This window comes from Pelagovum sp. HNIBRBA483, from assembly GCF_040931995.1.
GTDB lineage: Bacteria > Pseudomonadota > Alphaproteobacteria > Rhodobacterales > Rhodobacteraceae > JAEPMR01.
The window spans coordinates 1,361,811-1,387,534 of the sequence record NZ_CP162412.1; the positions used below are offsets into that span (position 1 = coordinate 1,361,811).

Consider the following 25,724-nt stretch of genomic DNA (forward strand, 5'->3'; position numbering starts at 1 on the left):
CGGCAGCCGTTGTCGTTTGCGATTCGACGCCATAGAAGACTTCTCAACGCGAGTTCTCACAGGCGAGGCAGGTTTCATGTCCCATAATCCCGTGCGCCCCTGGCGCAATATCGACCGCAGAAAATCTCGGAAGATCATGGTGGGCAATGTACCGGTCGGGGGAGACGCGCCGATTACGGTGCAGACGATGACGAACACTCTGACGACCGATATTGCGGCCACCATCGATCAGGTTCAGCGTGCGGCAGAGGCGGGCGCGGATATTGTTCGTGTGTCGACCCCTGATCAGGAAAGCACGCGCGCGCTGAAAAAGATCGTCGATGAAAGCCCTGTACCGATCGTTGCTGATATCCACTTTCATTACAAGCGGGCTATTGAAGCCGCCGAGGCTGGTGCAGCATGTTTGCGCATTAATCCGGGTAATATCGGGGATGAAGTGCGGGTACGGGAGGTCATTAAAGCCGCGCGGGACCATAACTGTTCGATACGCATCGGCGTTAATGCTGGTAGCCTAGAGCGCGATTTGTTGGAAAAATATGGCGAGCCTTGCCCCGAAGCGATGGTCGAGAGCGGCTTGGATCATATCAAAATCTTGCAGGACAATGATTTTCACGAATTCAAAATCAGCTGTAAAGCGTCGGATGTTTTCATGGCCGCTGCCGCCTATCAGCAATTGGCTGACGCCACAGATGCGCCGATCCATTTGGGGATCACCGAGGCCGGTGGCCTTATGTCCGGCACGATCAAATCAGCGATTGGGTTGGGCAATCTGCTCTGGGTGGGGATAGGCGATACGATCCGCGTGAGCCTTTCTGCCGATCCGGTCGAAGAGGTAAAAGTTGGTTATGAGATCCTGAAAAGCCTTGGTCTGCGTCATCGCGGGGTGAATATTATTTCATGCCCCTCCTGCGCGCGGCAGGGCTTCGATGTGATTAAGACGGTCGAAGTTTTGGAAAAGCGTCTTGAGCATATCAAGACGCCAATGAGCCTTTCGATCATCGGTTGTGTGGTGAACGGGCCAGGCGAGGCGCTGCTAACCGACGTAGGCTTTACCGGCGGGGGCGCAGGTTCCGGCATGGTTTATCTTGCTGGGAAGCAGAGCCACAAACTCTCGAACGAACAGATGGTCGAGCATATCGTTGAGCAGGTAGAGAAACGCGCAGCAGAGATTGAGGCTGAGAGCGCGGAATAACGCCCAAAAGTCTTAGTTTTTGGCCTCGCGTGCGGCGTCCACGCGCTTTTGCATTTCCGCCAATGGCAGGTAACCGCGTAGCAGCTGATCGCGCAAGACGAAGGTCGGCGTTCCGGTGATCTGTAGCTGGCTCGCCAACTGGTGGTTCGCGTTGATGATATTCGCCGTGCGCTCAGATTGCATTTCGTCCGAAATCGCCGATGGGTCCAGGTCAAAGGCGATCGCAAGACGCTCGAGATTTTCTGGCGTTGAATCTGTGCGCATGGTTATCAGTGCGTCGTGGATTTCTTTGTACATTTCATCACCGTAAAGCTCTTTGACGGCGATGACGAATTGTGACGAGATCGTCGATTGTTCGCCAAGGATGGGAAACTCTTTCAGGATGAAACGGATGTTACCGTCCGCTTGAAGGAGCTGTTCGATTTCGGGATGGGCCTGGCGGCAATATCCACAGCGATAATCGGAGAATTCGACGAGTGTGATGTCGCCGTCGGGGTTACCCCCAACCCATGAAAACCCATCATCAAAGATAGAATCGGCAAGAAATTCGAGAACAGCCGCCTCATTGGCGCGGGCGGCTTCAGCTTGCCGTTCTTCCAAAACCGAGATGGCTTCCATCAGAACTTCGGGGTTATCTAGAAGGTAGGACCGGACCTCTGCGCGGAAATCGGCCCGCTCATTGTCACTCATTGCGCCTAAATCCAAAGCCGACGCCGCATGCGCTCCAAAAGCGAAAAAGGTAGCGGCGGTCATCACGCGCAAGAATTTCATGGTCACTTCCTCATCTTTTCTCGATGCCTGACAGATCACAACTCTTTGATATTGCCAACCCACGGTCGCGTGATCGGGTCGGAAATTTGGGATCATCCATTGACCCCTTTCTTGTGAGCGGGCAGATCAGGTGCAAGCGCTCAGGAATGCTGAACCAGAAGGAAATCCAATGCGGCTGTCAAAACGTGGTGATCTCGATCCATTTATCGTGATGGACGTTGCGGAAGCTGCGCGCAGAGCCGAGGAAGCCGGGCGGCACATCATTCATATGGAGATCGGCCAACCTGGGACAGGCGCTCCGCAGGCGGCGCTGGAGCGGTTGAAGGTAAGTTTGAACGAAGATCCTATGGGTTATACCGTATCGCTCGGGTTGCCTGAGTTGCGTGCGCGGATCGCCCGTCTGTATGGCGAGTGGTATGACGTGGATCTGGATCCTGCGCGGGTTGTGATTTCAAGTGGTGCTTCGGGCGCTTTCGTTCTGGCATTCACGGCGTTGTTTGACAGTGGCGCGCGGGTTGGATTGGGCGCGCCCTGCTACCCCTCCTACCGGCAGATTCTGAGGGGCCTAGGGTTTAATCCCGTGGTTATGCGCACGCGTGAAGAGACGCGTTTTCAGCCCGAGCCGGAAGATATTAAGCGTCATAAACTTGATGGGTTGATTGTGGCGTCTCCGGCCAACCCAACCGGGACGATGCTCGACAAGGCGGCTCTATCAGCGCTGAGTGACGCCTGCGCTGACGCGGGAGCTGCATTCATTTCTGACGAAATCTATCATGGCATTGAATATGATGCGCCGGCCGCTACCGCGCTGTCGGTCACCGACGATGTCTATGTGGTGAATTCCTTCTCCAAATACTTCAGCATGACGGGGTGGCGCGTGGGATGGATGGTCGTCCCGCCTGCGCATGTGCGGACAGTTGAGCGGATCGCGCAGAACATGTTTATTTGCGCACCCCATGCGGCGCAAAAACTGGCATTATTTTCAATGGATTGTGACGATGAGCTCAGACAAAACCTCGCGGTTTATCGGCGTAACAGGGAGATGATGCTGGCAGGGCTTCCCAAGGCTGGTTTTGACAAATTCGCACCACCAGACGGGGCATTTTACGTTTATGTTGATGTGAGTGAGCATTGCGACGACAGCCGCGCATTCGCCGCCGAATTGCTAGAGGGCGCGGGTGTCGCTGTCACGCCAGGGCTGGATTTTGACGCTGAAGAAGGCGGCAAATGGCTGCGCTTTTCATATGCGCGGGATACGGCTGATATCGAGGAAGGGCTGCGCCGTTTGCGAGCCTATATGCAGGTGGGATGAGCCTGATGCGACGGTTCATGCTTTTGCTGGCAATGATGATCTTCAGCACCGTTGCGGCTGCTCAGGATTTCGCGGCGCTTGCGCGGATCGATGGTGCGACAAGTCACATCAGGGACACTCGTAGCGGTGTGGAAATATCCCTGCGGCTCAGTCAAATCGTGCCCTATCGGGTCTACACGTTAGACGCGCCGCGCCGGTTGGTGGTGGACTTTAAAGAGGTGGCATTTGGTGATCTGCGGGGGGATGACATCCTTCGTGCACGAAAGATCAGGGAGGTGGCTCTGAGTGCGTTCCGTCCTGGCTGGAGCAGGATGGTTGCCATGTTGGAAGCGCCGCTTGCGCTGGAGACAGCTGAGATCCTTCAAGATCCAAAGGGGCGGTTTGTCGATGTGCGGATTACCTTGGCCGATGTCGATGACGAGGTGTTCTTAGCGCAGGTTGGTGCGCCGCCGGATCTAGCGGTTTGGGAGCTGTCACCCGTCGCTACGGACCCGCAAACGCCTCCACCTACTGATGAGTTGGTTATAGCCATAGATCCCGGGCACGGCGGCATTGATCCGGGTGCGACAAGGGATGGCGTCGAGGAGGCGCAGGTGATGTTGGCTCTGGCGCGTGAGGTGGCTGAGGCCGTCAATCGTTCCGGCGCGGGGCTAAGGGCTGTGCTGACGCGCGATTCAGACCGTTTCGTTTCGCTGGATGAACGGATGACCATTGCGCGTGCCGCCGGCGCGCGGGCGCTGGTGTCACTGCACGCCGATGCGCTGGAGGGGGGAGGCGCTTCTGGTGCATCGGTTTATACGCTCACGGAAGACGCGGAGGACCGCGCAGCCGAACGTATGGCCGAGCGTCACGGTCGGGGCGACCTGCTCGCGGGGTTGGACCTCACAGGGCAGGATGACGGGGTTGCCGTTGCTTTGATGGAACTGGCACGGCAGGAAACCGGACCTGCAAGCGACAGGCTCGCGGAAACACTTGTTGAAACGTTCGAGGACGTAAATGTGCGGTTGAACACGCGCCCCCGCAGGGAAGCAGGATTGGCGGTGTTGAGGTCGCCGGATTTTGCTTCGGTTCTGTTGGAAGTTGGTTTTCTGTCAGACGACGCAGACAGAGCAATGCTTGCTGATGCGGACACGCGCGTGCCGCTCGTTGCCGCTATTGTGGTCGCGCTGCGGCGGTGGGCGGAGCAGGAAGCTACATTGGCGCCGCTGCACCGCAACTAGCGCTTTCGTGGTTCGGGTGGCAAATAGTAGCCCATCGCGGGCTTTCGGCTTTTGACCCTTCTCCGGCGGCACCCTATAAGCGACAGGCAATTCGACTGAGGCCAAGCTGTGCTGCGACTGATCCTGTCTTTCTTTGGAGCGATATTCTCGGCGCTCACGCTCGGAATGGTTCTGGGCGCGGTGTCGCTTGGCGCGATCTTCTACATGTATGGGAAGGATTTGCCCTCCTACGCGACGTTATCGCAGTACACACCCAAGATGATCAGCCGGATCTACTCGGGCGAGGGGCAGATCATCGACGAATTTGCCATCGAGCGCCGTCTCTTCACCCCTGCTGAAGAAATCCCGGATATCGTGAAGCAGGCGTTCATTTCAGCCGAAGACAAGAACTTTTATGAGCATAATGGCTTTGATGCGCGGGGCATGGTTGCGGCATTTGTTGATGCCGTTCAGTCCCGTGGCCGAGATTTGCGCGGGGCGTCGACGATCACGCAGCAGGTGATGAAGAACTTCCTGCTCGACAGTTCTGTAACCGCCGAGCGCAAGATCAAAGAACTTATTCTCGCGGTGCGTATCGAAGGCGCGATGCCGAAGGAAAAAATCCTTGAGCTGTATCTCAACGAAATTTTCCTCGGGCAAAACTCATACGGGGTGACGGCTGCCGCGTTGACCTACTTCAACAAGCCCCTGACGGAGCTGTCGCCGGCGGAGGCTGCGTATCTGGCTTCGTTGCCCAAGAGCCCGTCAAACAGGCACCCTGTCCGCAACCGCGATACCGCGATCTTTTGGCGGAACAATACTCTGCGGGAAATGTTTGAGAACGGCTATCTCGACGAAGCGAGCTATAACGCTGAGAAAGAAAGCCCGCTTTTGACGGTGCAGAGCGGCGATTATGAAAGCTTCCGCGCGGCACTTCCGCCGAGGGATTATTTCACGGATGAAATCCGACGCCAATTAAGCCAGAACTTTGGTGAGGACGAATTTTTCTCGGGTGGCCTTTCAATCAGGGCAACGATTGATCCTGACTTGCAGGTACAGGCCGCACATGCCCTGCAACGTGCTTTGGAAAAATATGACCGTAGCCAAGGCGTTTGGCGCGGAACCGAGGTTGATCTGCCCGCCGAGGTGCTTGCATCCGAGGAACAATGGCGAGAAGCCCTGAGGCAAGTTGATCTGCCCCGCGATATCTCGCTGGATAATCCTTGGCACCTCGCTGTCGTGCTCGAAGTGGGGAACGAGGAAGCTCGGCTTGGTATCGAGGGGGTTGAGGCTGGGACGTCCGTGCCGTGGACAGTTCCATCGCGTGATCTGGATTGGGCTGAAGGTGGTCTTCGCGATAATCTAGCTGTTGGCGATGTCGTATACGTCAGACAAATAACATCGGATGAGGACGGATCGTTCGTCCGCTGGTCCCTGCGCCAGATTCCGGAAGTGCAGGGCGGTTTCATGGCGATGGACGTGAATACCGGTCGCGTTTTGGCAATGCAGGGCGGGTTTTCTTACCAGCATTCAGTGTTCAACCGCTCCACGCAGGCGATGCGGCAGCCGGGCTCGGCATTCAAGCCGTTAGTCTATGCGTCTGCCCTCGACAGCGGATATTCACCAGCAACGATCATTGTCGACGCGCCGATTGAGATTGATACGCCTGACGGGCTTTGGCGCCCGCAGAATGCGTCTAATCAGTATTATGGGCCGACTCCGCTCAGAACGGGCATCGAACGGTCCAGAAACTTGATGACCATTCGTTTGGCGCAAGAGGTCGGGCTCGACGTGATTGCCGAATATGCTGAACGGTTCGGGGTTTATGACAACATGAACCAGTTCCTCTCGTCATCTCTCGGCGCTGAGGAGACGACGCTCTTCCGCACAGTGGCGGCCTATGCCATGTTTGCGAATGGCGGGGAACGGGTTGAACCGACGCTCGTTGACCGCGTTCAGGACCGCTATGGAAAAACCGTTTATCGCCATGACCAGCGCGATTGTCTGGATTGCGGGTTGCTCGATCTGGAGGGTGGCACCAGCCCGCGTATTCAAACCAACCGCGAACGGATCATGGACGAGGTTACGGCCTATCAGTTGACGTCGATGATGCAGGGCGTGGTCGAACGTGGGACAGCCAGTGGCGCGGTCAATTTGCCGGTCCCGATTGCGGGCAAGACAGGCACGACAAATGACGCCAAGGACGTTTGGTTCGTTGGTTTTTCCTCCGACATCGTGGCGGGCTGTTATATCGGTTATGACGTTCCGCGCGGGCTTGGGCGCGGTGCTTCTGGCGGTGCAATTTGTGCACCCGTGTTTAATGAATTCATGACAGAGGCCATCGCGCGATTTGGTGGTGGGCCGTTCGAAGTGCCTTCGGCCTGCCGCTTCATCAAAATTGACAGGTTTACTGGCGCCCGCCTTCCGGATGAGGCGGAAGGAGATCATGTAGTCTCTGAATGTTTCCGCGAAGGTGAGGAACCGGTGTTCGGTATCGCATTCGATGGTGGTTTTGCGATGACTGAAAACCTGCCGTTGGTCGATGAAATCCCCGAAGTCAGCCGCAACGTCCTGACCTCTACTGGAGATACGGCGACGGTTGGTCCGAAGGCCACTTATGGAACGCTGTCCTCTGGCGGGCTTTACTGAGGGCTACTTGCTCCCTTGGGTGGAGCGGGATATGACGCCTTGAAATGCCGCGCGATCAATTGCGCGAGAAGACATATGGACGAACGAAATGCGCGCCGAAATTCAGAACGTTGTTTCTGCCATTGAAAAATCGCTTGGGCTGCTTGCCCAGCGGATGAATTGGGAAACCGCACAATATCGGCTCGAAGAATTCAATGCGCGGGTCGAAGACCCGAACCTGTGGAATGATGCCGAGGCGGCCCAGAAGCTGATGCGCGAACGGCAGATGTTGGTTGATGCGATTGCGGGATACGAGGCAATCCGGCAGGAACTTGACGATAACGTCGAGTTGATCGAACTGGGTGAAATGGAGGATGACCAGGAGGTCATCAAAGAAGCCGAGGAGGCGCTTAAAGCGCTGAAGGATCGGGCTGGTCAGAAAGAGATCGAGGCTCTGCTGGATGGAGAGGCCGACGGCAACGATACATTCCTTGAAATCAATTCTGGCGCTGGCGGGACCGAAAGTTGCGACTGGGCGTCGATGCTTGCGCGGATGTATGTCCGCTGGGCTGAAAAGCATGGCTATAAGGTCGAGTTGCAGTCCGAAAGCCCCGGCGAAGAGGCTGGAATCAAGTCAGCGGCTTACAAGATAAGTGGCCCAAATGCTTATGGCTGGTTGAAGTCCGAAAGCGGTGTGCACAGGCTTGTGCGCATATCGCCCTATGACAGCTCCGCAAGGCGCCATACATCCTTCAGCTCGGTTTGGGTTTATCCGGTGGTCGATGACAACATCGAGATCGAGATCAACCCTTCGGAAATCCGGTTGGATACCTATCGCTCCTCGGGTGCGGGCGGGCAGCACGTTAATACCACCGATTCTGCCGTGCGGATTACCCACATTCCCACAGGGATCGTCGTTACGTCATCCGAGAAGTCGCAGCACCAGAACCGCGACATCGCGATGAAGGCATTGAAGTCGCGTCTTTATCAGATGGAGTTGGATAAGCGAAATGCGGCCATTAACGAAGCCCATGAGGCCAAGGGCGAAGCGGGCTGGGGCAACCAGATCCGTTCCTATGTTCTCCAGCCCTACCAAATGGTGAAAGACTTGCGGACAGGGTTCGAGACATCTGATACGCAAGGCGTCTTGGATGGCGATCTGGATGGACTCATGGCAGCGACCCTCGCCCATGGCGCATCGGGTAAAAGCCGCGCAGAGGCTTCAGCGGAAGACTGATCCGCGTGGTTTGATCTCGGTCGTTGACAGAACGTTGTGCTCTGGGCCTGATAGAGGGTGGAGGAACCCTCATGACGGAAACAACATCGCCTCAGGCCCCGCCACCAGCATCACCGCTGCCCGAGATCGCGCGACTCACCCTGAGAGAATTGATCGTTGTCCTTAAACACGGCTTGGATGATTTCCGCGCCGCACCACAGTTCGGCCTGTTCTTTTCAGCGGTCTACGTTTTAGGTGGCTTCTTCATGGTATGGCTCAGCGCCGGGCATGTGACTTGGGTTTTGGCAACGTCTTTGGGCTTTCCGCTGGCTGCGCCTTTTGCGGCCGTCGGCCTTTACGAGGTGAGCCGCAGGCGTGAAGCTGATTTGCCCTTGGTCTGGTCCGAAATCCTTGGCGTGGTTTGGGCGGAGCGTACACGCCAAGTCCCTTGGATCGGCGCTGTCATCGTCATCTATTTCCTGTTCTGGACCTTCCTTGCGCATATGGTTTTTGCCCTGATGATGGGGCTGACGACACTGACGAACATTTCTTCAAGCTTCGATGTGTTCTTGACAGGTGACGGGCTGAAGATGGTTGCCGTGGAGCTGGTCTTGGGGGCAATCCTCGCGCTTCTGCTCTTCGCGCTCACTGTCGTGAGCCTGCCGCTCGTTCTTGAGAAAGAGGTTGATTTCGTATCAGCGATGATTTTGAGCGTTCAGGCATTCAAGCAGAATGCATTTGTCATGCTCATTTGGGCAGTTGTCATCGCCAGCTTGACCTTGGTTGCGATGATTCCCTGGTTCTTAGGGTTGATGATCGTTTTGCCGGTGCTGGGTCATGCAACCTGGCACCTTTACCGGCGCGTTTTATACGATACCCAATAAAAATGTCCGCGCAGAGGGGCTCTGCGCGGGCTCGCATTCTTATCAAAAATCTCAGGCTTCTTTGGTCGCTTGGGCTGCTGGTGCCACTTTGGCGTTATTGCCTGTGAGCGGATCTTCGTGGCGCTGAACCGAGCCTTCGAAATGCGCACCGCTCTCGATCGCAATGGTCTTATGAATGATGTCGCCTTCAACCCGCGCGGTTGAAGTCAAACGGACCTTAAGGCCGCGAACGCGCCCGACGATACGACCGTGAATGACAACGTCATCGGCAACGCATTCGCCTTTGACAGTCGCTGTTTCACCGATCGTCAGCAGGTGGGCGTGAATATCACCTTCGACCTGACCTTCGATCTGGATATCGCCAGATGTGCGAAGGTTGCCTTTGACGGTCAAGTCCGACGACAGGACCGATGCCGGCGGCTTGGCCTTCGGCGCGGTAGAAGCAAAGTCGCTGCCGCTCGGCTTTGGCGTGTCACCAGCCGGAGTGGTAGAGGTTGCAGGTTTTACTTCGGGGGTCTTCGGACCCGGATCATTTATTTTGCTCTTAGAAAACATCTCTTCCAGCTCTTATGAATGTCATTGGATTGACAGGATTACCGTTCACGCGGATCTCATAGTGGAGATGCGGCCCAGTGGACCTTCCTGAGTTTCCCATATCACCGATACGATCCCCGCGCGAGACTCTTTGGCCAACTTCCACACGAATAGCGTTAAGATGCGCATAGCGGGTCTCAACCCCGAAGGAATGGCGGATCTTAATCAAGCGGCCGTAGCCCGAGAGCCAGCCAGCGTGGGTAACAACACCATCGGCTGTGGCATAGATCGGCGTACCGACGGGCGCGGCAAAGTCTGAGCCCGCGTGCAGGCGCCCCCACCTTTGTCCAAAGCCGGAAGTGAATCGGTAGGAATCAAATACAGGCATCGCAAAAGGGGCCCGCTCGGCCGCGATGCGGTACATATTGATACGGTCCATCGAGTCGAGGATCGTACCCATGCGGAGTTCATCAGGGCTTGGCTCGGAACCTCGCGTGGACATCTGGAACATGAACTCCGGCCCACCGAGGCCGGAATAGCCGGATCGCACTTGATCTATCAATTGATCGGGATTCATGCCGGCTGCGCGGAACATATTGTCTAACGGTTCCACCGAAACGAGCATTGCCTCTTCCAGTTGACGGAAGATTGCGTCGTTGCGCTCCTCCATCAAACGCATTTCCAGTTCCAGCTCTTCGGCGCGCGCAAGCGCGAGAGCGGCATCTTCAGACATCAAGTCTCGTTCGGTGGCGGTTTTTGCCAGTGCTTCGGCAAGGATATCAACCGCGTCGACCACTTCGGCTTCGGGGGAGGCGGCGAGGGGGGCCATTTCCCCGTTCTCAAGGCTGGCTCTGAGATCTGCGAGTTCTTCACGCGCCGCTTCACGGTCGTCCATGATGCGGCCGAGGGTTGTCCGGATGGTTGTGACAGCGGCTTCCAACTCGCGGCGTTTGGCTTCGGACGCCAGCAATTCGCTTTGCATGATGGATATTTGCCCCATCGCCGCTTTGAACCGCTCTTGAAATGCAGACGCCTCGGCGGCGCGTGTGTCGCGTTCTTCGGACATGGCATTAAGGCGATCTTCGTAGATCATCTGATCCCGTTCCGCCTGCGCGCGGAAATTACCAGAGCCGATGCTGTCCATTACGATGATGGCTGTTGCTATGATGGTCCAGCCAATAACAAGACAGCCGATGCTCCAGACGAGCAGCTGTATCTCCGAGCTGAGGCGCACATAGCGGGTTTCGTCGTCCGTACGCAGAAAAATGCGCCTCTCGGGGAGGCGTTTTTCCAGCGTGGCGTGAAGCGGTTTCAAAAGCCTTGATCGCAAACGACCGTGTTCCCATCCCTGTGATCGACTGAGGCTGGCAGCCTTCAACGTCCCGTGAGTTTCTAGTCCATAGAGAGTATGCGCTGCAAGTGCATAGCGGCCCCTTTCGGCCGTCGGATCAAGGGCAGCGCGGCGTCGGCGGTGAATTGCCGATTGCCGCCGCTATTTACGCGGCGCGCGTTGCTGTTCGGCGAGCGGCCAATAGAAGTCCGGCGGAAGCCCTGCCTCGGCTCTTTTTTCTTCGTTGAATGGTGGTTTCAATGCGCTGTGGAAGTATGTTTGCACGAGATCGTGGAACGCCGTTTTCGGGTCAAGATCGTGCCGGCCGCAGAGAAAATGAAACCACTTCGATCCATAGGCCACATGGTGAACCTCTTCGGCGTAGATGATTTCAAGTGCGGAGACGACATTATCCAGTGACGCGCGTTTGAAGATTTCGATCATCCCCGGAGTTACGTCGAGTCCGCGTGCCTCTAAGACCATCGGAACGACCGCCAACCGCCCCATAAGATCGTCTTTGGTATCTTCTGCGGCGCGCCACATACCAGCATGCGCGGGCAGGGCGCCGTAGTAGCTCCCCAATTCTTCGAGGCAATCGCATATCAGGTTGAAATGCTTCGATTCTTCGTCTGCGGCTTTTACCCAGTCGTCAAAGAAACCAATCGGCAAAGCAGTATGTGAGAACCGAGCGATGATATCCCAATGCAGGTCGACGGCATTCAGTTCGATATGTGCGACCGCATGGAGCATCGCGATTTGCCCGTCGCGTGAGCCGGGCCGCCGACGCGGGACGAATCTTGGCTCAAGCAGCACAGGTTCATCGGGGCGCGCTGGCGCATCCGGCGGCGACGCCGCCCCAATAGGAAGCGAGTTGCCGTTTTCACGGCTTTCGAACCAGGTTTTGGCGCTTTGCTGGGAGAGAGAGGTCTTGTCGCGCCCGTTTGGAGTGCGAAGGACGTCTTCGGCGCGTTGTGCGAGAGATTTTGTCATTCGCCTTTCATGGCCGGCAAAGCGCCCTTTTTCAACTTGGAAGGATCAGCTTGTTGCGCGAATGGTCTGAAGAACCTCTGCCACATGACCGGGCACTTTGACCTTACGCCAGCTGTGGGCGACGTTTCCATTCTCATCGATTAGGAATGTGGCGCGTTCGATTCCCATGTAGGTTTTTCCGTACATACTCTTTTCGACCCACACGCCGAATTTTTCGCAAGTGTCGCTCTCTGCATCCGAAAGTAAGATGACCGAAAGAGCGTGCTTGTCGCGGAACTTTTCGTGTTTTGCGACGGTATCTTTGGAAATGCCCAACACAGTAACGCCGAGCGCGGCAAATTCCTCCGCTGCTTCGGTGAAGCTGATAGCTTCTTTGGTGCAGCCGGGGGTGTCATCCTTTGGGTAGAAGTAGACGACCACTTTTTGACCGCTAAAATCTGAAAGAGAAACCTCGCCGCCACCATCGCGAGGCAGGGTAAAAGCGGGTGCCGGTTGTCCGACGGTAAGCAAATTTGACATACTAAAAGTCCTTTGCGCTGGTACTTTCTTTTCAGAACTTGTTTTAGTCTTCTACGAGGCGGTTGAAAGGGGCTGTGCTCGATTTTGCCCCCAAGAGGACGTTTTGGCGCGAGAAGCAGACAACGAAAAAGGCGCAGAAACGCCTATTGAGGAACCGGCAGCCAGGCAAAGCCTGCGCCGACGGTCTGCGCCGCACACGGTGCGTGTTTTGTTCCTAACGAGCGTATTATTCCCGCTTGTTTTCGGTGCTGTTCTGTTGCTGTCGCTCATTGAACGTGAGGTTGACGCACCCAGCTGGATCGCAAAGCGGGTTGCCTCTGAGACCAGCCTGATGCTGGGCGGAGGCGGCTTGGAATTCGACGGCATGACCATAACTTTCGGTCGTGATCTCCACCCGAAAATAGCAATGCGACAAGTTGAACTGCGCGATGCCGAAGGCGCGGTGATCGTGCGCGTCCCGAAAGTGGAAGTTGTGGTATCGCCGCGTGGGATCGTATTTGCGCGCTCTATTCTAGTGCAGCAGGTCAATCTGACTGGGATGCAAATTTTGGTGCGGCGTGAAAGTGACGGCGGCATAGCGGTTTCGTTCGAAATGGGGGCAGGGACGGTTGGCCAAGCGCCCAGTTTTGCTGCACTGCTCGACCAATTGGATGCATCATTTGCGCGGCCGGCGATATCGGCGCTCGAGTTTGTCCGCGCCGATGGTCTGATCATCAATTACGAGGACGTACAGTCAGGGCGAAGCTGGACCCTCGATGGCGGTCAGGTTGCGCTAGAGAACGCGAATGACGGCTTATCGTTGAGATTGCGCGCCGCGCTACTTTCAGGGCGGAGTTATGTCAGCGAAATTGCGTTGCAGTTCACCAGTAACTTTGATGAAGGCGAGCGCCTGATCAGTGTTGACCTGCGGGACGTCGTTGCGACCGATCTTTCGACGCAACTTGCTGCGTTAAGCTGGCTTGATGTGCTGGACGCGCCGTTGAGTGGCACATTGCGTACATCCATTAACCAAGCCGGAAAGCTGGGCGCACTCAATGCGACTTTGGATATCGGGGCGGGGGTCGTAAGGGCTGCTGGGTCAGGCCGGACAGTGCCTTTCGACAGCGCAAAAGCGTATTTGACCTATCTTCCCGATGAGAACCGTATTGTCTTTGACTCGCTCACCGCACGCAGCCCTTTTGGTGGGATCGTGGCAACAGGCAGAGCTCAGCTTGAAAATGTTTCTGGTGCGTTGCCAGAGGAAATCCTTGGCACGTTGGAAATATCTGAACTGACATTACCGACAACGGTACTTTGGGAAGAACCGCCTGTGATCGATGGCGCAACAGCTGCATTTCGGTTGAAACTTCGACCATTCGCGCTCGAAGTCGGGCGCTATTCCGTGACTTCGGAGGGTACGACGTTAACTGGTGGGGTCGAGCTTGAGGCGCGGCAGGAAGGTTGGTCCGTCGCGGTCGATGTCGACACGCCTTTTGTCTCGCGCGGCAAGGCGATGAGCCTCTGGCCCGAACGTTTCTTGCCGATGACGCGGAGATGGCTTGATCGGAACATTCTTCAGGGAACAGCCGAGGGCTTTGCGCTACGTCTAAGGAAACATCCGAATGAGCGCATTGATGTCGGTATGAGTTTCGACTTTCATAGCGCATCATTGCGTCCACTGAACCATTTGCCAGTCATCGAAAATGCACGCGGTCGGGTTGCCCTCCTCGACGGCGCGATTTCAGTCGGCGTTGATAAGGCGTCTATGATTAGCAGTTCAGGGGGGCAGGTTGAGCTCGGTGAAGGGGGTTTTTTCATCGAGAATATCTTTGAAAGCCCCGCTACCGCCAACTTGGAGTTTTCAGTTGCGGGAACGGCAACGGCGGTCCTGACCATTCTGGATGAACCTCCTTGGGCGTATGTTGACCGCGCAGGGCTGGCGCCCGATGTGGTCGACGGAATCGCCGAGGGACGCGTGAAAGTCGCGTTCCCGTTGAAGGCGCCCCCATTTAATGCGGGAGACATTTCTATTGATGTCGATGCGACTGTTGCTAATGTCACGAGCACAGCAATCGTTCCAGGGCGGACCTTGGCATCGTCCCTGCTTGATGTATCGATCGAAGGCGGCGTGCTGGCGATTGGTGGCCCTGCGCGGTTGGACGGAATACCGCTCCGGCTGGATATTTCATCGGTGCTTTCCGGTGGCGCTCCTCCCAAAATCTATGCAGCTTTTGATATAACCCCGCAGACTTTGGATGCCCTCAATATCCGTTTGGACGGGATCGACGTCCAAGGGAGTGCGCGGGCACAGCTTGAAATTCTGCAAGAAGACGGGCGCAGGAGGGCGGTCGTAATTTCCGATCTTGTCGGGCTCTCTTTGGATGCACCTGCACTAATTTGGCGCAAGCCCAGCGAGGCCCCCGGCATGTTGGAGGTCGAGATCGCGCTCGATCAGCCGGCGATGAGCGTTCCGCGGATTTTATTCGAGGCGAATGGGGTCAGGCTAGATGGGGCGGCCCAGGCTTTGGAAAACGGTACCACTGAGATTGTGTTCGCGAATGCGCGCATGGCTGATGTCGGTGAGACGTCGCTCACCATCGAAGCGGGCGCGGGCGATGCGCCGCCGAAAATCCGCGCTTCTGGCGGTTGGTTCGACCTTCAACACTTCCTTCAGGATCGGGCGCCTGTTGACACGGGCCCAACGCCACCCATGGACATCGCGGTCAACGAGCTTTGGGTGACCAATGAAATATACCTTGGTGATTTCAGAGGTGAATTGCTGGGTGGACGTGGCCTGTCCGGGCAATTCACGGGACGCCTCAACGGCGACGCCCGCATTCAAGGAACGGTCGCGCCCGCGAATGGCGGATCGTCAATATCCATTCAAGCTAATGATGCCGGGCGTGTTATCATGGCTATGGGCTTGTTGGACGAAGCATCGGGTGGAAACTTGTCTGTTCGGCTGTTGCCTGGACAAGACGGCGCCCGGTTCGAGGGAACAGCCCAGATCAGTGATCTTTGGGTACAAAGTGCGCCCGTTCTTGCAGAGATGTTGAACGCAATATCGGTGGTCGGTTTGCTGCAGCAAATGGGTGGCCAAGGGATATTGTTCAGTGAAGTAGACGGGCAATTCACCATCTGGTCGGATCGTATTGACGTCCATCAGCCGTCCAATGCTATCGGTCCGGGGCTTGGTCTGTCGATGGATGGTGTTTACCTGACGGACAGCGGCGCGATGGATTTTCAGGGTGTTGTATCGCCGCTTTATTTGGTCAACGGGCTGGGATCCATTCTTGCAAGGCCAGGTGAGGGGTTGATCGGCTTCAACTATCACCTTTATGGACCGGAGGGCGACCGAACTGTTGGCATCAATCCTCTCTCTATCCTGACGCCGGGGATTTTTCGCGACCTTTTTCGCTCACCCAGTGCGACGACAGACCAACCGTGATTTTTGGAGAAAAGACTTGAAGCTCAGTGAGTTCGACTTCTTCCTGCCTGAGGAATTGATCGCGACACGACCGGCAAAGCCACGCAGTGCGGCTCGGCTTCTCGTCGCACGACCGGATGCGACTCAAGATATGAGGGTGAGCGACTTGCCGTCCTTGCTTCGAAGGGGTGATCGCTTGGTTCTGAACGATACCAAAGTGATTCCTGCCCGGATCACTGGTCAGAGGCGCCGCAGCGGCCCTGAGGGAGAAACTTCCGCACGGATTGAGGTGACACTTCTTGAGCCCCAGGCCGACGGCACTTGGAGCGCGTTGATCAAGCCTTTGAAGAAAATACGCGATGGCGAGAACATTCAATTCAAAGACGGTTTTGAAGCAACACTCGAACGGCGCGAAGGGGGGCAGGGGTTTGTTCGTTTCAACGTTACTGGTGACGATTTTGACAATGCTTTGAATGAGGTTGGTGCAATGCCCTTGCCGCCATACATAGCGGCAAAGCGGGCGGCTGACGAGGCGGACAAAGAGGACTACCAGACCGTTTGGGCGCGTAATCTCGGGGCCGTCGCCGCGCCAACGGCCTCGTTGCATTTTGACGAAGCGTTGCTGGCGGAATTGAAAATGCGTGGGGTTTCATTGAGCTTCGTTACCCTGCACGTCGGCGCGGGGACGTTCCTTCCGGTCAAGGTGGATGACATCACCCATCACAAGATGCATTCGGAATGGGGTGCGGTCAGTGCTGAAGCAGCTGATGAAATCAACAAGACCCGCCAAGAAGGTGGTCGAATTATTCCGGTTGGGACGACTGCTTTGCGGTTGATCGAGAGCGCGGCGCATGATGGTGCATTGCGTCCGTGGTCTGGGGATACCGATATCTTCATAAAACCCGGCTTCAAGTTCCAGATCGCTGATGGTTTGATGACTAATTTCCACCTGCCCAAATCCACCCTCATGATGCTGGTATCGGCGGTGATGGGGGTGGGCCGAATTCGCGAGATTTATGCGCACGCGATCGCGGAGAAATATCGCTTTTTCTCCTACGGTGATGCATCGCTCCTCCTTCCGGCCTCCTTTGAAAATGAACCCGCGCCTTAGCGTTCACGAGATTTGGCTGAAATTGACCGAATAGGTCGTTCACTGTCCTCGCGTTTGGAAAAATTCATCCATAGGGTTATGCTGTCGAACGAAAGGCGATTGTGATGTTTCAGGTTCTTAGCAGCTCTTGGGCGCTTCTTTTGGGCATGTTCATGCTGATGATCGGAAACGGTCTTCAAGGGACGCTTTTGGGGATTCGTGGCGAGATAGAGGGCTTCTCGACGCTCTCGATGTCGATCATCATGTCTGCTTATTTCGTTGGCTTTCTCTTCGCCTCTCGGATGGTTCCTGACATGATCCGCCGTGTCGGGCATGTTCGCGTATTCGCGGCCCTCGGATCGGCGATCTCGGCAGTGTTGATACTCTATCCCGCATTGACGGAACCGTGGGCATGGACAGTTGGGCGCGTGATCATAGGATTCTGTTTTTGCGGCGTGTATGTGACCGCAGAAAGTTGGTTGAACAACGCTGCCAATAACGAGACACGCGGCAAGGCGCTCTCGCTTTATATGATCGTGCAGATGGCGGGCATCGTTTTGGCGCAGTATATTCTGGTGCTTGGCGATGTTAACGGTTTCGTTCTTTTTATCGTTCCATCGGTTCTTGTGTCGCTTGCCTTCGCGCCGATCCTGCTCTCGGTCCGCCCAACACCTGCTTTTGAAACAACAAAGCGGCTCTCACTCAGGGATTTGATTGAGGCATCACCGCTCGCTTGCGTGGGGATGTTCGTGCTTGGCGGCGTATTTGCGGCGCAGTTCGGGATGTCGGCGGTTTATGGTGCGCGCGTTGGCCTCAGCGTTGGGCAAATCTCTTTCATGGTATCGATGATTTATGTCGCTGCTTTGTTTGCTCAATATCCGATAGGATGGCTCTCGGACCGCATGGACCGGCGTATTCTCATTCTCGCGATCGCAGCAGTTGGCGCAGGCGGAGCGGTTTTGGCGTTGCTGGGTGGCAACAGTTTCCTGTTGATCGTTTCGGGCGCTGCGGTGATGGGGGCAACCTCCAACCCGCTCTACGCTCTCCTCATTGCCTATGCGAATGATTACCTAGAACATGAGAACATGGCAGCCGCATCGGCGGGGCTCTTGTTCATCAATGGAGTTGGAGCCGTGGCGGGGCCTTTGATCGTTGGTTGGTTCATGGAAACACTTGGGCCACAAGGCTTCTGGGTCTATGTTGGTGCGCTTATGTTCGGCCTCACGATCTACGGCCTCTGGCGTATGGTGCGCAGACCGTCGCGCACAGGAGCCAGCGATAACGTTTCCTACACGCCCGTCATGGCCAATGCGTCACCGATTGCCGTTGAGGTTGCCCAAGAAGTGTATATCGAAACCGAGCTTGAAGAACAAAATGAAGGCGAGAGCCTAAATCAAGGTTGATCCTTCGCAATTCGTCTGTCACCGTTTTGTTACACTTGGGGACAACAGGCAAGGAGTAAGGGCAATGGTACAGCCCGACGATATCCTGAGTTTCTGGCTCGACGAGGTCGATCCCAGCGAGTGGTATAATTCGAACGAAGAGCTGGACGCCAAGATCCGCGAAAAATTCGGGGGCGCGTGGCAGGACGCGATGGAAGGTAGTTTCGGGCTTTGGCTGACCTATCCGACAGGCACGCTCGCATATATCATTCTTCTCGATCAATTCTCTCGGAACATATTCCGTGGCGACAGCCGCTCCTTCGCGTCTGATGCCGCTGCACGCGCAGCGGCGAAGGTGGCAATACATCGTGACTGGGATTTGAAAATCGACGAGCCAGCACGACAGTTCTTTTATCTTCCGCTCATGCACTCTGAGAATCTAAGTGATCAGGACCGTGCCGTGAGGCTGTTTTGTTCTCGCATGCCGAAGTCCGGAGCAGGGAACCTCCTTCATGCGAAAGTGCATCGGGAAATCATACGCAAATTCGGGCGGTTTCCGTATCGCAATGATGTCTTGAGTAGGCAAACCACGACGTTGGAACAACAGTTCCTAGAAGCGGGCGGCTACGGAGAGATTATGCGCGCGTTACAGGAAAAATCCGCTGCTGTTGCATAGGTATTTTCGGTAGCAGATTTGACGACAGTTTGAATTGTATTGCCCTCGGCGTTGCCGCCTGAAACTTTTGGATTGGGTGCGCACGCTAGCTTTTTCCTTGGGGCGATTGGAACGAAGCGAGCTTCGTGCGTCTACTTGTACAAACCTCTGCGATGCGATGTCGCGGAAGCTGTCTGCTTCCAATTTGAAAAGTCTTCCTTTCAATTCATAACAGGCATGCAGACAGCGCACTGGCAACGCGCCTGGAAATGGTTTAAAGCTAAACTAATTTGCTATCGAGGAGGGCCGGATGGCTGCGAAGAATTTTGACCTTATCGTCATTGGCGCCGGACCAGGGGGCTATGTTGCCGCAATCCGTGCCGCTCAATTGGGTATGAATGTTGCCTGTGTGGAGCGGGAACATCTGGGCGGTATCTGTCTCAACTGGGGGTGTATCCCGACCAAAGCTCTTCTGCGTTCTGCGGAAGTCTACCATCTCATGCATCGCGCGGGCGAGTTCGGTTTGAAGGCAGATGGTGTGTCTTTCGACCTCGATGCAGTTGTGAAGCGGTCGCGCGGTGTGGCCAAACAGCTCTCGGGCGGGATCGGACATTTGTTCAAGAAGAACAAGGTGACATCCATCATGGGCGAGGCGAAGCTGGCTGGGAATGGCAAAGTCATCGTCAAGAAAGATGGCGGAACCGAAGAGCTGAGCGCAAAGAACATCGTCTTAGCGACAGGCGCGCGCGCGCGGGAATTGCCTGGGCTGGAAGCTGATGGCGACTTGGTTTGGACTTACAAGCACGCGCTGATGCCGGTTCGGATGCCGAAGAAGCTATTGGTGATCGGTTCCGGCGCTATCGGTATCGAATTCGCGAGCTTTTACAATACACTGGGCGCAGACACGACTGTCGTTGAAGTCATGGACCGTGTTCTGCCCGTAGAGGACGCTGAAATTTCGGCCTTTGCGAAGAAGCAGTTCGTCAAGCAGGGCATGACGATCATGGAAAAAGCCATGGTCAAGCAACTTGATCGCGGAAAAGGCAAAGTCACTGCGCATATTGAAACGAATGGTAAAGTTCAGACACAAGAATTTGATACAGTCATTTCGGCAGTTGGTATCGTTGGTAATATCGAAGGTCTGGGCCTCGAAGAACTGGGCGTGAAAGTCGATCGCACGCATGTTGTAACCGATGAGTTCTGCCGGACGGGTGTTGAGGGGCTTTACGCAATCGGTGATATCGCCGGCGCACCGTGGCTGGCCCATAAAGCGAGCCATGAAGGTGTGATGGTTGCCGAATTGATCGCGGGAAAACATGCTCACCCCGTCAAGCCAGAAAGCATTGCTGGTTGCACATATTGCCAGCCGCAGGTCGCTAGCGTCGGCCTCACCGAAGCAAAAGCCAAAGAGCAGGGCTATGAAATCAATGTCGGACGCTTCCCATTCATCGGAAATGGTAAAGCGATTGCGCTTGGCGAGCCCGAAGGCATGATCAAAACGATTTTTGACAAGAAGACGGGTGAGTTACTTGGCGCGCATATGGTGGGCGCGGAAGTCACCGAGCTCATTCAGGGGTATGTCGTTGGTCGCCAGTTGGAGACAACTGAAGAAGACCTTATGAACACGGTCTTCCCGCATCCGACGCTGTCAGAAATGATGCACGAGAGTGTACTTGATGCTTACGGCCGTGCGCTGCACTTCTAGGGCAAAATGATCACTGTTAATTGACAAAAAGGGCGCGAAATTTTCGCGCCCTTTGCCTATTCAATTTCGCCGCCAGCTTGTTGCCAGTGCGCCAGCCCACCGATGTTGTGGATATCATTATAGCCCATTTGCCCAAGAAATTGCGCAGCCATCGCGGCGCGACCACCTGAAGCGCAGTACAGGACCACAGGTTTGCCGCAGGTTAGTTCGGATGGGCAATCAGGGCTGTTTGGGTCGGCCCGCATTTTTAGCGCCGCAAGGGGCAGGCTAATCGCGCCGCGTGCTTTCCCGCTTGCCAGAATTTCTGATGGCTCTCTGATATCGACAAGCGTGATCTTCCCGGCGCGGTGCAGTTCAACCGCTTCCGCCGCCGAAATAGAAGGTTTTTTCATGAAACTACCGAACATTTTAACACCTCACATTACATTGAGTGCTTAATACATTACAAAAATGAAATGTAAAGGATATTTACGGTGTTCTGATTATGTTCTCATAATTTTGTTGGAGACTCGCTCCTTTTCCCCTATGTGACAAGCCAGTTGATCGAGGGTTAACATGGCTGAGTTAAAGAAGATCGAAGTTCGCGGCGCGCGCGAGCATAATCTCAAGAACATCGATGTGGATATTCCGCGTGATGAACTTGTGGTGATTACCGGCCTTTCAGGGTCTGGCAAGTCCAGCCTAGCCTTCGATACGATCTACGCCGAAGGACAGCGCCGCTATGTGGAAAGCCTTTCGGCCTACGCGCGCCAGTTCCTTGATATGATGGAAAAGCCAGACGTTGATCATATCAGCGGCCTCAGTCCTGCAATTTCTATCGAGCAAAAGACGACGAGCAAGAACCCGCGTTCGACGGTTGGTACTGTCACCGAGATTTACGATTATATGCGTCTGCTTTTTGCCCGTGTCGGGACACCCTACAGCCCGGCGACCGGTCTTCCGATCGAAGCGCAGCAGGTACAGGATATGGTTGATCGTGTCATGACCATGGAGGAGGGCACGCGCGGTTATCTGCTCGCGCCGATCGTCAGGGATCGCAAAGGCGAATACCGCAAAGAGTTTTTGGAACTGCGGAAGCAGGGTTTCCAACGTGTAAAGGTTAATGGCGCGTTCTACGAGTTGGATGAGCCGCCAACACTCGACAAGAAATTTCGACATGACATCGACGTTGTCGTGGATCGAATCGTGGTGCGGGATGGGCTTGAGACACGCTTGGCTGATAGTTTCCGAACAGCGCTGGACCTTGCAGACGGTATCGCGATTTTGGAGACGGCCCCGAAGGACGGCGACCCGGAGCGGATCACCTTCAGTGAGAATTTCGCTTGTCCGGTCAGTGGTTTCACCATCCCCGAGATTGAGCCGCGTTTGTTTTCGTTTAACGCGCCTTTCGGTGCCTGCCCAGAATGTGATGGTCTTGGCGTAGAGTTGTTCTTTGACGAGCGTCTTGTCGTTCCCGACGTTGTCTTGAAAATCAGCGATGGCGCCTTGGCGCCGTGGAGAAAGGGTAAGAGTCCTTATTTCCTCCAAACAATTCAGGCCATTGCGAAGCATTATGAATTCGACGCGAATGCGCGATGGAAAGATTTGCCGGCCCATGTGCAGCAAGTCTTTCTTTATGGGTCGAACGGTGAGGAGATTCAGTTCAGATACGATGAGGGCGGCCGTGTCTATCAGGTTAAGCGCGCGTTTGAAGGGGTTATCCCCAATATGGAAAGGCGCTATCGCGAAACCGATTCCAATTGGGTTCGCGAAGAGTTTGAGCAGTATCAGAATAACCGCTCATGCGGCGCCTGTGGCGGGCATCGGCTTCGTGAAGAAGCACTGGCAGTAAAGATCGCCGGCTGTCATATCGGTGACGTTGTCAAAATGTCGATCAAAGAGGCGCTCGTTTGGATTGAAGCCGCGCCAGAATCTCTTTCAGCGCAGAAGAACGAGATTGGTAAGGCCATTTTGAAAGAGATCCGTGAACGGCTTGGCTTCCTGAACAACGTGGGTCTAGATTACCTGACTTTGAGCCGAAATGCGGGGACTCTTTCCGGTGGTGAAAGTCAACGGATCCGTTTGGCAAGCCAGATTGGGTCAGGTCTGACAGGGGTGCTCTATGTGCTCGATGAGCCATCGATCGGACTGCATCAGCGTGATAACGATCGGCTGCTGACCACACTTAAAAATCTGCGCGATCAGGGCAATACCGTGATCGTTGTCGAGCATGACGAAGAGGCGATCCGCGAGGCGGATTATGTTTTTGATATCGGCCCAGGTGCTGGTGTTCATGGGGGGCAAGTCGTGGCTTGCGGAACCCCTGCCGAGATAATGGAAAATAAAGCGAGCGTCACAGGTGACTATCTTGCAGGGCGTAAGGCGATTGAAGTCCCCAAGCTGCGTAGAGATGGCAACAGTAAGGAGCTCGTCGTCGTCAAGGCAACTGGAAATAACCTCCAATCCGTGACGGCGCATTTCCCGCTCGGCAAATTTGTTTGTGTTTCGGGTGTTTCCGGCGGTGGTAAGTCCACGCTGACGATCGAGACATTGTTCAAAACGGCTTCGATGAAACTGAACGGTGCGCGGCAAACACCGGCTCCATGCGAGACGATCAAAGGGCTGGAACATCTCGATAAGGTGATTGACATTGATCAGCGCCCGATCGGCAGAACCCCGCGCTCGAACCCCGCCACATACACTGGCGCATTTACGCCAATTCGCGATTGGTTCGCTGGGCTGCCGGAAGCCAAGGCGCGGGGATATAAGCCCGGTCGCTTCTCATTTAACGTGAAGGGTGGCCGCTGTGAGGCCTGCCAAGGCGATGGTGTTATCAAGATCGAGATGCACTTCCTGCCCGACGTTTATGTGGAATGCGAAACCTGCAAAGGAGCGCGCTACAATCGGGAAACGTTGGAGATCAAGTTCAAGGGCAAGTCCATTGCCGATGTTCTTGATATGACGGTGGAGGAAGCGCAGGATTTCTTCCGCGCGGTGCCTTCAATTCGCGAGAAAATGGATGCATTGATGCGCGTCGGGCTGGGCTACATCAAGGTTGGCCAGCAGGCGACGACCTTGTCAGGCGGAGAGGCGCAGCGGGTCAAGCTTTCCAAAGAACTTGCGAAACGGTCGACGGGCCGAACGCTGTACATCTTGGACGAGCCAACGACCGGCCTGCACTTTGAGGATGTTCGGAAACTACTCGAAGTGCTTCACGAACTTGTCGAGCAAGGGAACTCGGTGGTCGTGATCGAACATAACCTCGACGTGATCAAAACCGCGGATTGGATTATTGATATCGGGCCAGAGGGCGGTGATGGCGGCGGGCAGATTGTGGCTGAAGGAACACCTGAGGTGGTTGCTGAAAATGCTGACAGTCACACAGGGCGCTATCTCAAACCGATGTTGAAATCACGCTCTGTCGCGGCTGAGTAGAGTCAGATTTTCCGGCGGTCTGGGAGCAGCATTTCGCTTTTCTTTTTGGCTACTCTTCGACGAGACGAAGAATGGTTGCCGACATCGCAGGAATTGATGGGCCGAGTGAGCCGTATATCGCTTCCCATGTGCCCAGTGGTATGGGCGGCAAGGCGGCTTCTTCCTCGCTTCGATTTATAGCGAGCATCATGTTGCCACGCCGGAGTAGAAGAAGACCGGCATTCGCGTGAACGATATCGACCGGCCCTTTGCGCATGTCTGTGAATGAGTGGCGGATACGGACGAGGGTCGCAACGTCCGCCTTCAACTCGCTATCCTCCGCCCGCTCCCAAGGCATATCTTCTCGGTTGTCGGGCCACGGGCCGCCGCGTCTTCCTAATTCCTCGCCCCAAGAGATCACGGGGGGGCCTTCCGCGAACATCAAGAGCGCGAATGCGAGTCTGATTTTCCGTTCGTCGCCCCGAAGCATTGCGAGCAACATCGGCATGTCGTGGTTCGAAAGGAATGGCGCGAGAGTGTAGCCGTTCTCCACATCATGGCGGGAGCGGAAATAGCGTGCGTAGCGGTCAGCTTGCTCGACATTGGTGAGAAACTTGAGTGTTCGGTCCCTAAAGGAAAAGTCGAACAGGGCATCAGCGTGGTCGGCTGCGAATACAGGCTTCGCGAGGTATTTGTCACCATCCCAAAGTTCGGCGAGGAGGAAAAAATCCTCGCCCAGATAGCGTTTTGTTAGGGCGCGGTGTTCGGCCCAGAAGTCACTCTCAATATGTTTGAACGTATCAAGACGGAAGCCGTCAATGCCGGTTCTAAGGGCGAGGCCTATATGAGCATTGAATAGATGTTCGCGTACTTCTGCCAGCTCGGTGCGTAAATCGGGTAGCCCGGCAAGACAGAGCGTGATTTCGTCACCGCCGCATTCGTCGTCCTGACGCAGCCATTCCGGCCGGCTTGTTGTCCAGTCTGCGCCATAGCCGACATGGTTGTAGACAACATCGAGGATCACACGGATGCCGTTCTGGTGGGCGACGTTGACCAGATTGCGCAGGTCATCCTCGCTGCCGTAACGCGGATCGAGTACTGTAAAATCGTCCGCCCAGTAGCCGTGATGCCCGTGGAAGGGCGTTCCGTCGCTATCAATTGGTGTTTGGACCTGTTGGACGACAGGTGTGATCCAGAGGGAGGTGACACCAAGATCTGCCAAATATTCGATCCGATTGGCTAGCCCGACAAGATCGCCGCCATGAAAGGCGAGCGGGTTTTCAAGATCGACGGTTTGATTGTTGGTCGGGTCACCGTCAGCGAAGCGGTCAATCATCGCGAAATAGATTACTTCGTCGCGCCAGTCGGCATGTGCAGGAAGCGCCGAAAGGGTGAGTAGGGCAGCGAGCCAGCGCAGCATGTGACCTCCAGAGTGCGTGCAAATATTGCACTTTGGCGCATGTTTAGCCTGTGTCAGTAGAGAAGGTCGAGAGCAATCGGTATCAGGTCAAAAATCCG

The 25,724-nt window shown here is 55.5% G+C and carries 19 protein-coding genes; 12 read left to right on the plus strand and 7 right to left on the minus strand.

Annotated elements, in window-relative coordinates; translation table 11 throughout:
- Window positions 1–76: 76 nt before the first annotated feature.
- Window positions 77–1,192, plus strand: coding sequence for a flavodoxin-dependent (E)-4-hydroxy-3-methylbut-2-enyl-diphosphate synthase (gene ispG / locus AB1E42_RS06755; RefSeq protein WP_368346219.1), 1,116 nt, complete (start codon window positions 77–79; stop codon window positions 1,190–1,192).
- A gap of 12 nt (window positions 1,193–1,204) precedes the next feature.
- Here the strand turns inward: ispG and AB1E42_RS06760 are convergent, their stop codons facing one another.
- Entirely contained in the window at window positions 1,205–1,963 is a 759-nt protein-coding gene (locus AB1E42_RS06760; protein ID WP_368346220.1) for a DsbA family protein, read from the minus strand.
- A gap of 169 nt (window positions 1,964–2,132) precedes the next feature.
- On the opposite strand from AB1E42_RS06760, the gene AB1E42_RS06765 reads away from it, so the two are divergent.
- The 5 genes from AB1E42_RS06765 (at window position 2,133) to AB1E42_RS06785 (ending at window position 9,202) form a co-directional block, all read left to right on the plus strand.
- The gene (locus tag AB1E42_RS06765) at window positions 2,133–3,275 is read left to right on the plus strand and encodes a pyridoxal phosphate-dependent aminotransferase (RefSeq protein WP_368346221.1); all 1,143 of its coding nucleotides are present in this window, start codon (window positions 2,133–2,135) and stop codon (window positions 3,273–3,275) included.
- A 5-nt stretch (window positions 3,276–3,280) separates the two neighbouring features.
- On the plus strand, window positions 3,281–4,495 hold the full coding sequence (locus AB1E42_RS06770) for an N-acetylmuramoyl-L-alanine amidase (RefSeq protein ID WP_368346222.1): 1,215 nt from the start codon (window positions 3,281–3,283) through the stop codon (window positions 4,493–4,495).
- 108 nt (window positions 4,496–4,603) lie between these two features.
- Window positions 4,604–7,123 carry a penicillin-binding protein 1A gene (locus AB1E42_RS06775; protein ID WP_368346223.1) on the plus strand — a complete coding sequence of 840 codons (2,520 nt, stop codon included), beginning with the start codon at window positions 4,604–4,606 and terminating at the stop codon, window positions 7,121–7,123.
- 88 nt (window positions 7,124–7,211) lie between these two features.
- On the plus strand, window positions 7,212–8,339 hold the full coding sequence (gene prfB / locus AB1E42_RS06780) for a peptide chain release factor 2 (RefSeq protein ID WP_368346224.1): 1,128 nt from the start codon (window positions 7,212–7,214) through the stop codon (window positions 8,337–8,339).
- Between the two features lie 71 nt (window positions 8,340–8,410).
- Window positions 8,411–9,202: a DUF2189 domain-containing protein gene (locus AB1E42_RS06785; protein WP_368346225.1), complete on the plus strand. Its 792-nt coding sequence runs from the start codon at window positions 8,411–8,413 to the stop codon at window positions 9,200–9,202.
- Between the two features lie 51 nt (window positions 9,203–9,253).
- Here AB1E42_RS06785 and AB1E42_RS06790 read toward each other — a convergent pair whose 3' ends face one another.
- From AB1E42_RS06790 to bcp, 4 genes are all read right to left on the minus strand, one after another.
- On the minus strand, window positions 9,254–9,757 hold the full coding sequence (locus AB1E42_RS06790) for a polymer-forming cytoskeletal protein (RefSeq protein ID WP_368346226.1): 504 nt from the start codon (window positions 9,755–9,757) through the stop codon (window positions 9,254–9,256).
- Entirely contained in the window at window positions 9,747–11,051 is a 1,305-nt protein-coding gene (locus AB1E42_RS06795) for a DUF5930 domain-containing protein (protein ID WP_368346227.1), read from the minus strand. Before AB1E42_RS06795 ends, AB1E42_RS06790 begins: the two co-directional genes overlap by 11 nt.
- Before the next feature lie 177 nt (window positions 11,052–11,228).
- Window positions 11,229–12,056 (minus strand): ferritin-like domain-containing protein, encoded by an 828-nt coding sequence (locus AB1E42_RS06800; protein WP_368346228.1) that lies wholly within the window; start codon window positions 12,054–12,056, stop codon window positions 11,229–11,231.
- 45 nt (window positions 12,057–12,101) lie between these two features.
- Window positions 12,102–12,575, minus strand: a complete 474-nt coding sequence (bcp, locus tag AB1E42_RS06805) for a thioredoxin-dependent thiol peroxidase (RefSeq protein WP_368346229.1) — start codon at window positions 12,573–12,575, stop codon at window positions 12,102–12,104.
- A 208-nt stretch (window positions 12,576–12,783) separates the two neighbouring features.
- Here bcp and AB1E42_RS06810 point away from each other — a divergent pair, with 208 nt between their 5' ends.
- From AB1E42_RS06810 to lpdA, 5 genes are all read left to right on the plus strand, one after another.
- A complete protein-coding gene (locus AB1E42_RS06810; RefSeq protein ID WP_368346230.1) occupies window positions 12,784–16,002 on the plus strand; it encodes a DUF3971 domain-containing protein in 3,219 nt (1,072 codons plus the stop codon).
- A gap of 16 nt (window positions 16,003–16,018) precedes the next feature.
- On the plus strand, window positions 16,019–17,092 hold the full coding sequence (gene queA / locus AB1E42_RS06815; RefSeq protein WP_368346231.1) for a tRNA preQ1(34) S-adenosylmethionine ribosyltransferase-isomerase QueA: 1,074 nt from the start codon (window positions 16,019–16,021) through the stop codon (window positions 17,090–17,092).
- A gap of 104 nt (window positions 17,093–17,196) precedes the next feature.
- Window positions 17,197–18,474: an MFS transporter gene (locus AB1E42_RS06820; protein ID WP_368346232.1), complete on the plus strand. Its 1,278-nt coding sequence runs from the start codon at window positions 17,197–17,199 to the stop codon at window positions 18,472–18,474.
- A gap of 64 nt (window positions 18,475–18,538) precedes the next feature.
- Window positions 18,539–19,129, plus strand: coding sequence for a DUF924 family protein (locus AB1E42_RS06825; RefSeq protein WP_368346233.1), 591 nt, complete (start codon window positions 18,539–18,541; stop codon window positions 19,127–19,129).
- A 289-nt stretch (window positions 19,130–19,418) separates the two neighbouring features.
- On the plus strand, window positions 19,419–20,813 hold the full coding sequence (gene lpdA / locus AB1E42_RS06830) for a dihydrolipoyl dehydrogenase (protein ID WP_368346234.1): 1,395 nt from the start codon (window positions 19,419–19,421) through the stop codon (window positions 20,811–20,813).
- Between the two features lie 56 nt (window positions 20,814–20,869).
- Here the strand turns inward: lpdA and AB1E42_RS06835 are convergent, their stop codons facing one another.
- Window positions 20,870–21,205, minus strand: coding sequence for a rhodanese-like domain-containing protein (locus AB1E42_RS06835; protein WP_368346235.1), 336 nt, complete (start codon window positions 21,203–21,205; stop codon window positions 20,870–20,872).
- Between the two features lie 163 nt (window positions 21,206–21,368).
- On the opposite strand from AB1E42_RS06835, the gene uvrA reads away from it, so the two are divergent.
- Window positions 21,369–24,227, plus strand: coding sequence for an excinuclease ABC subunit UvrA (gene uvrA / locus AB1E42_RS06840; RefSeq protein ID WP_368346236.1), 2,859 nt, complete (start codon window positions 21,369–21,371; stop codon window positions 24,225–24,227).
- Window positions 24,228–24,276: 49 nt separating this feature from the next.
- Here the strand turns inward: uvrA and AB1E42_RS06845 are convergent, their stop codons facing one another.
- On the minus strand, window positions 24,277–25,626 hold the full coding sequence (locus tag AB1E42_RS06845) for an alpha-amylase family glycosyl hydrolase (RefSeq protein WP_368346237.1): 1,350 nt from the start codon (window positions 25,624–25,626) through the stop codon (window positions 24,277–24,279).
- Window positions 25,627–25,724 lie beyond the last annotated feature (98 nt).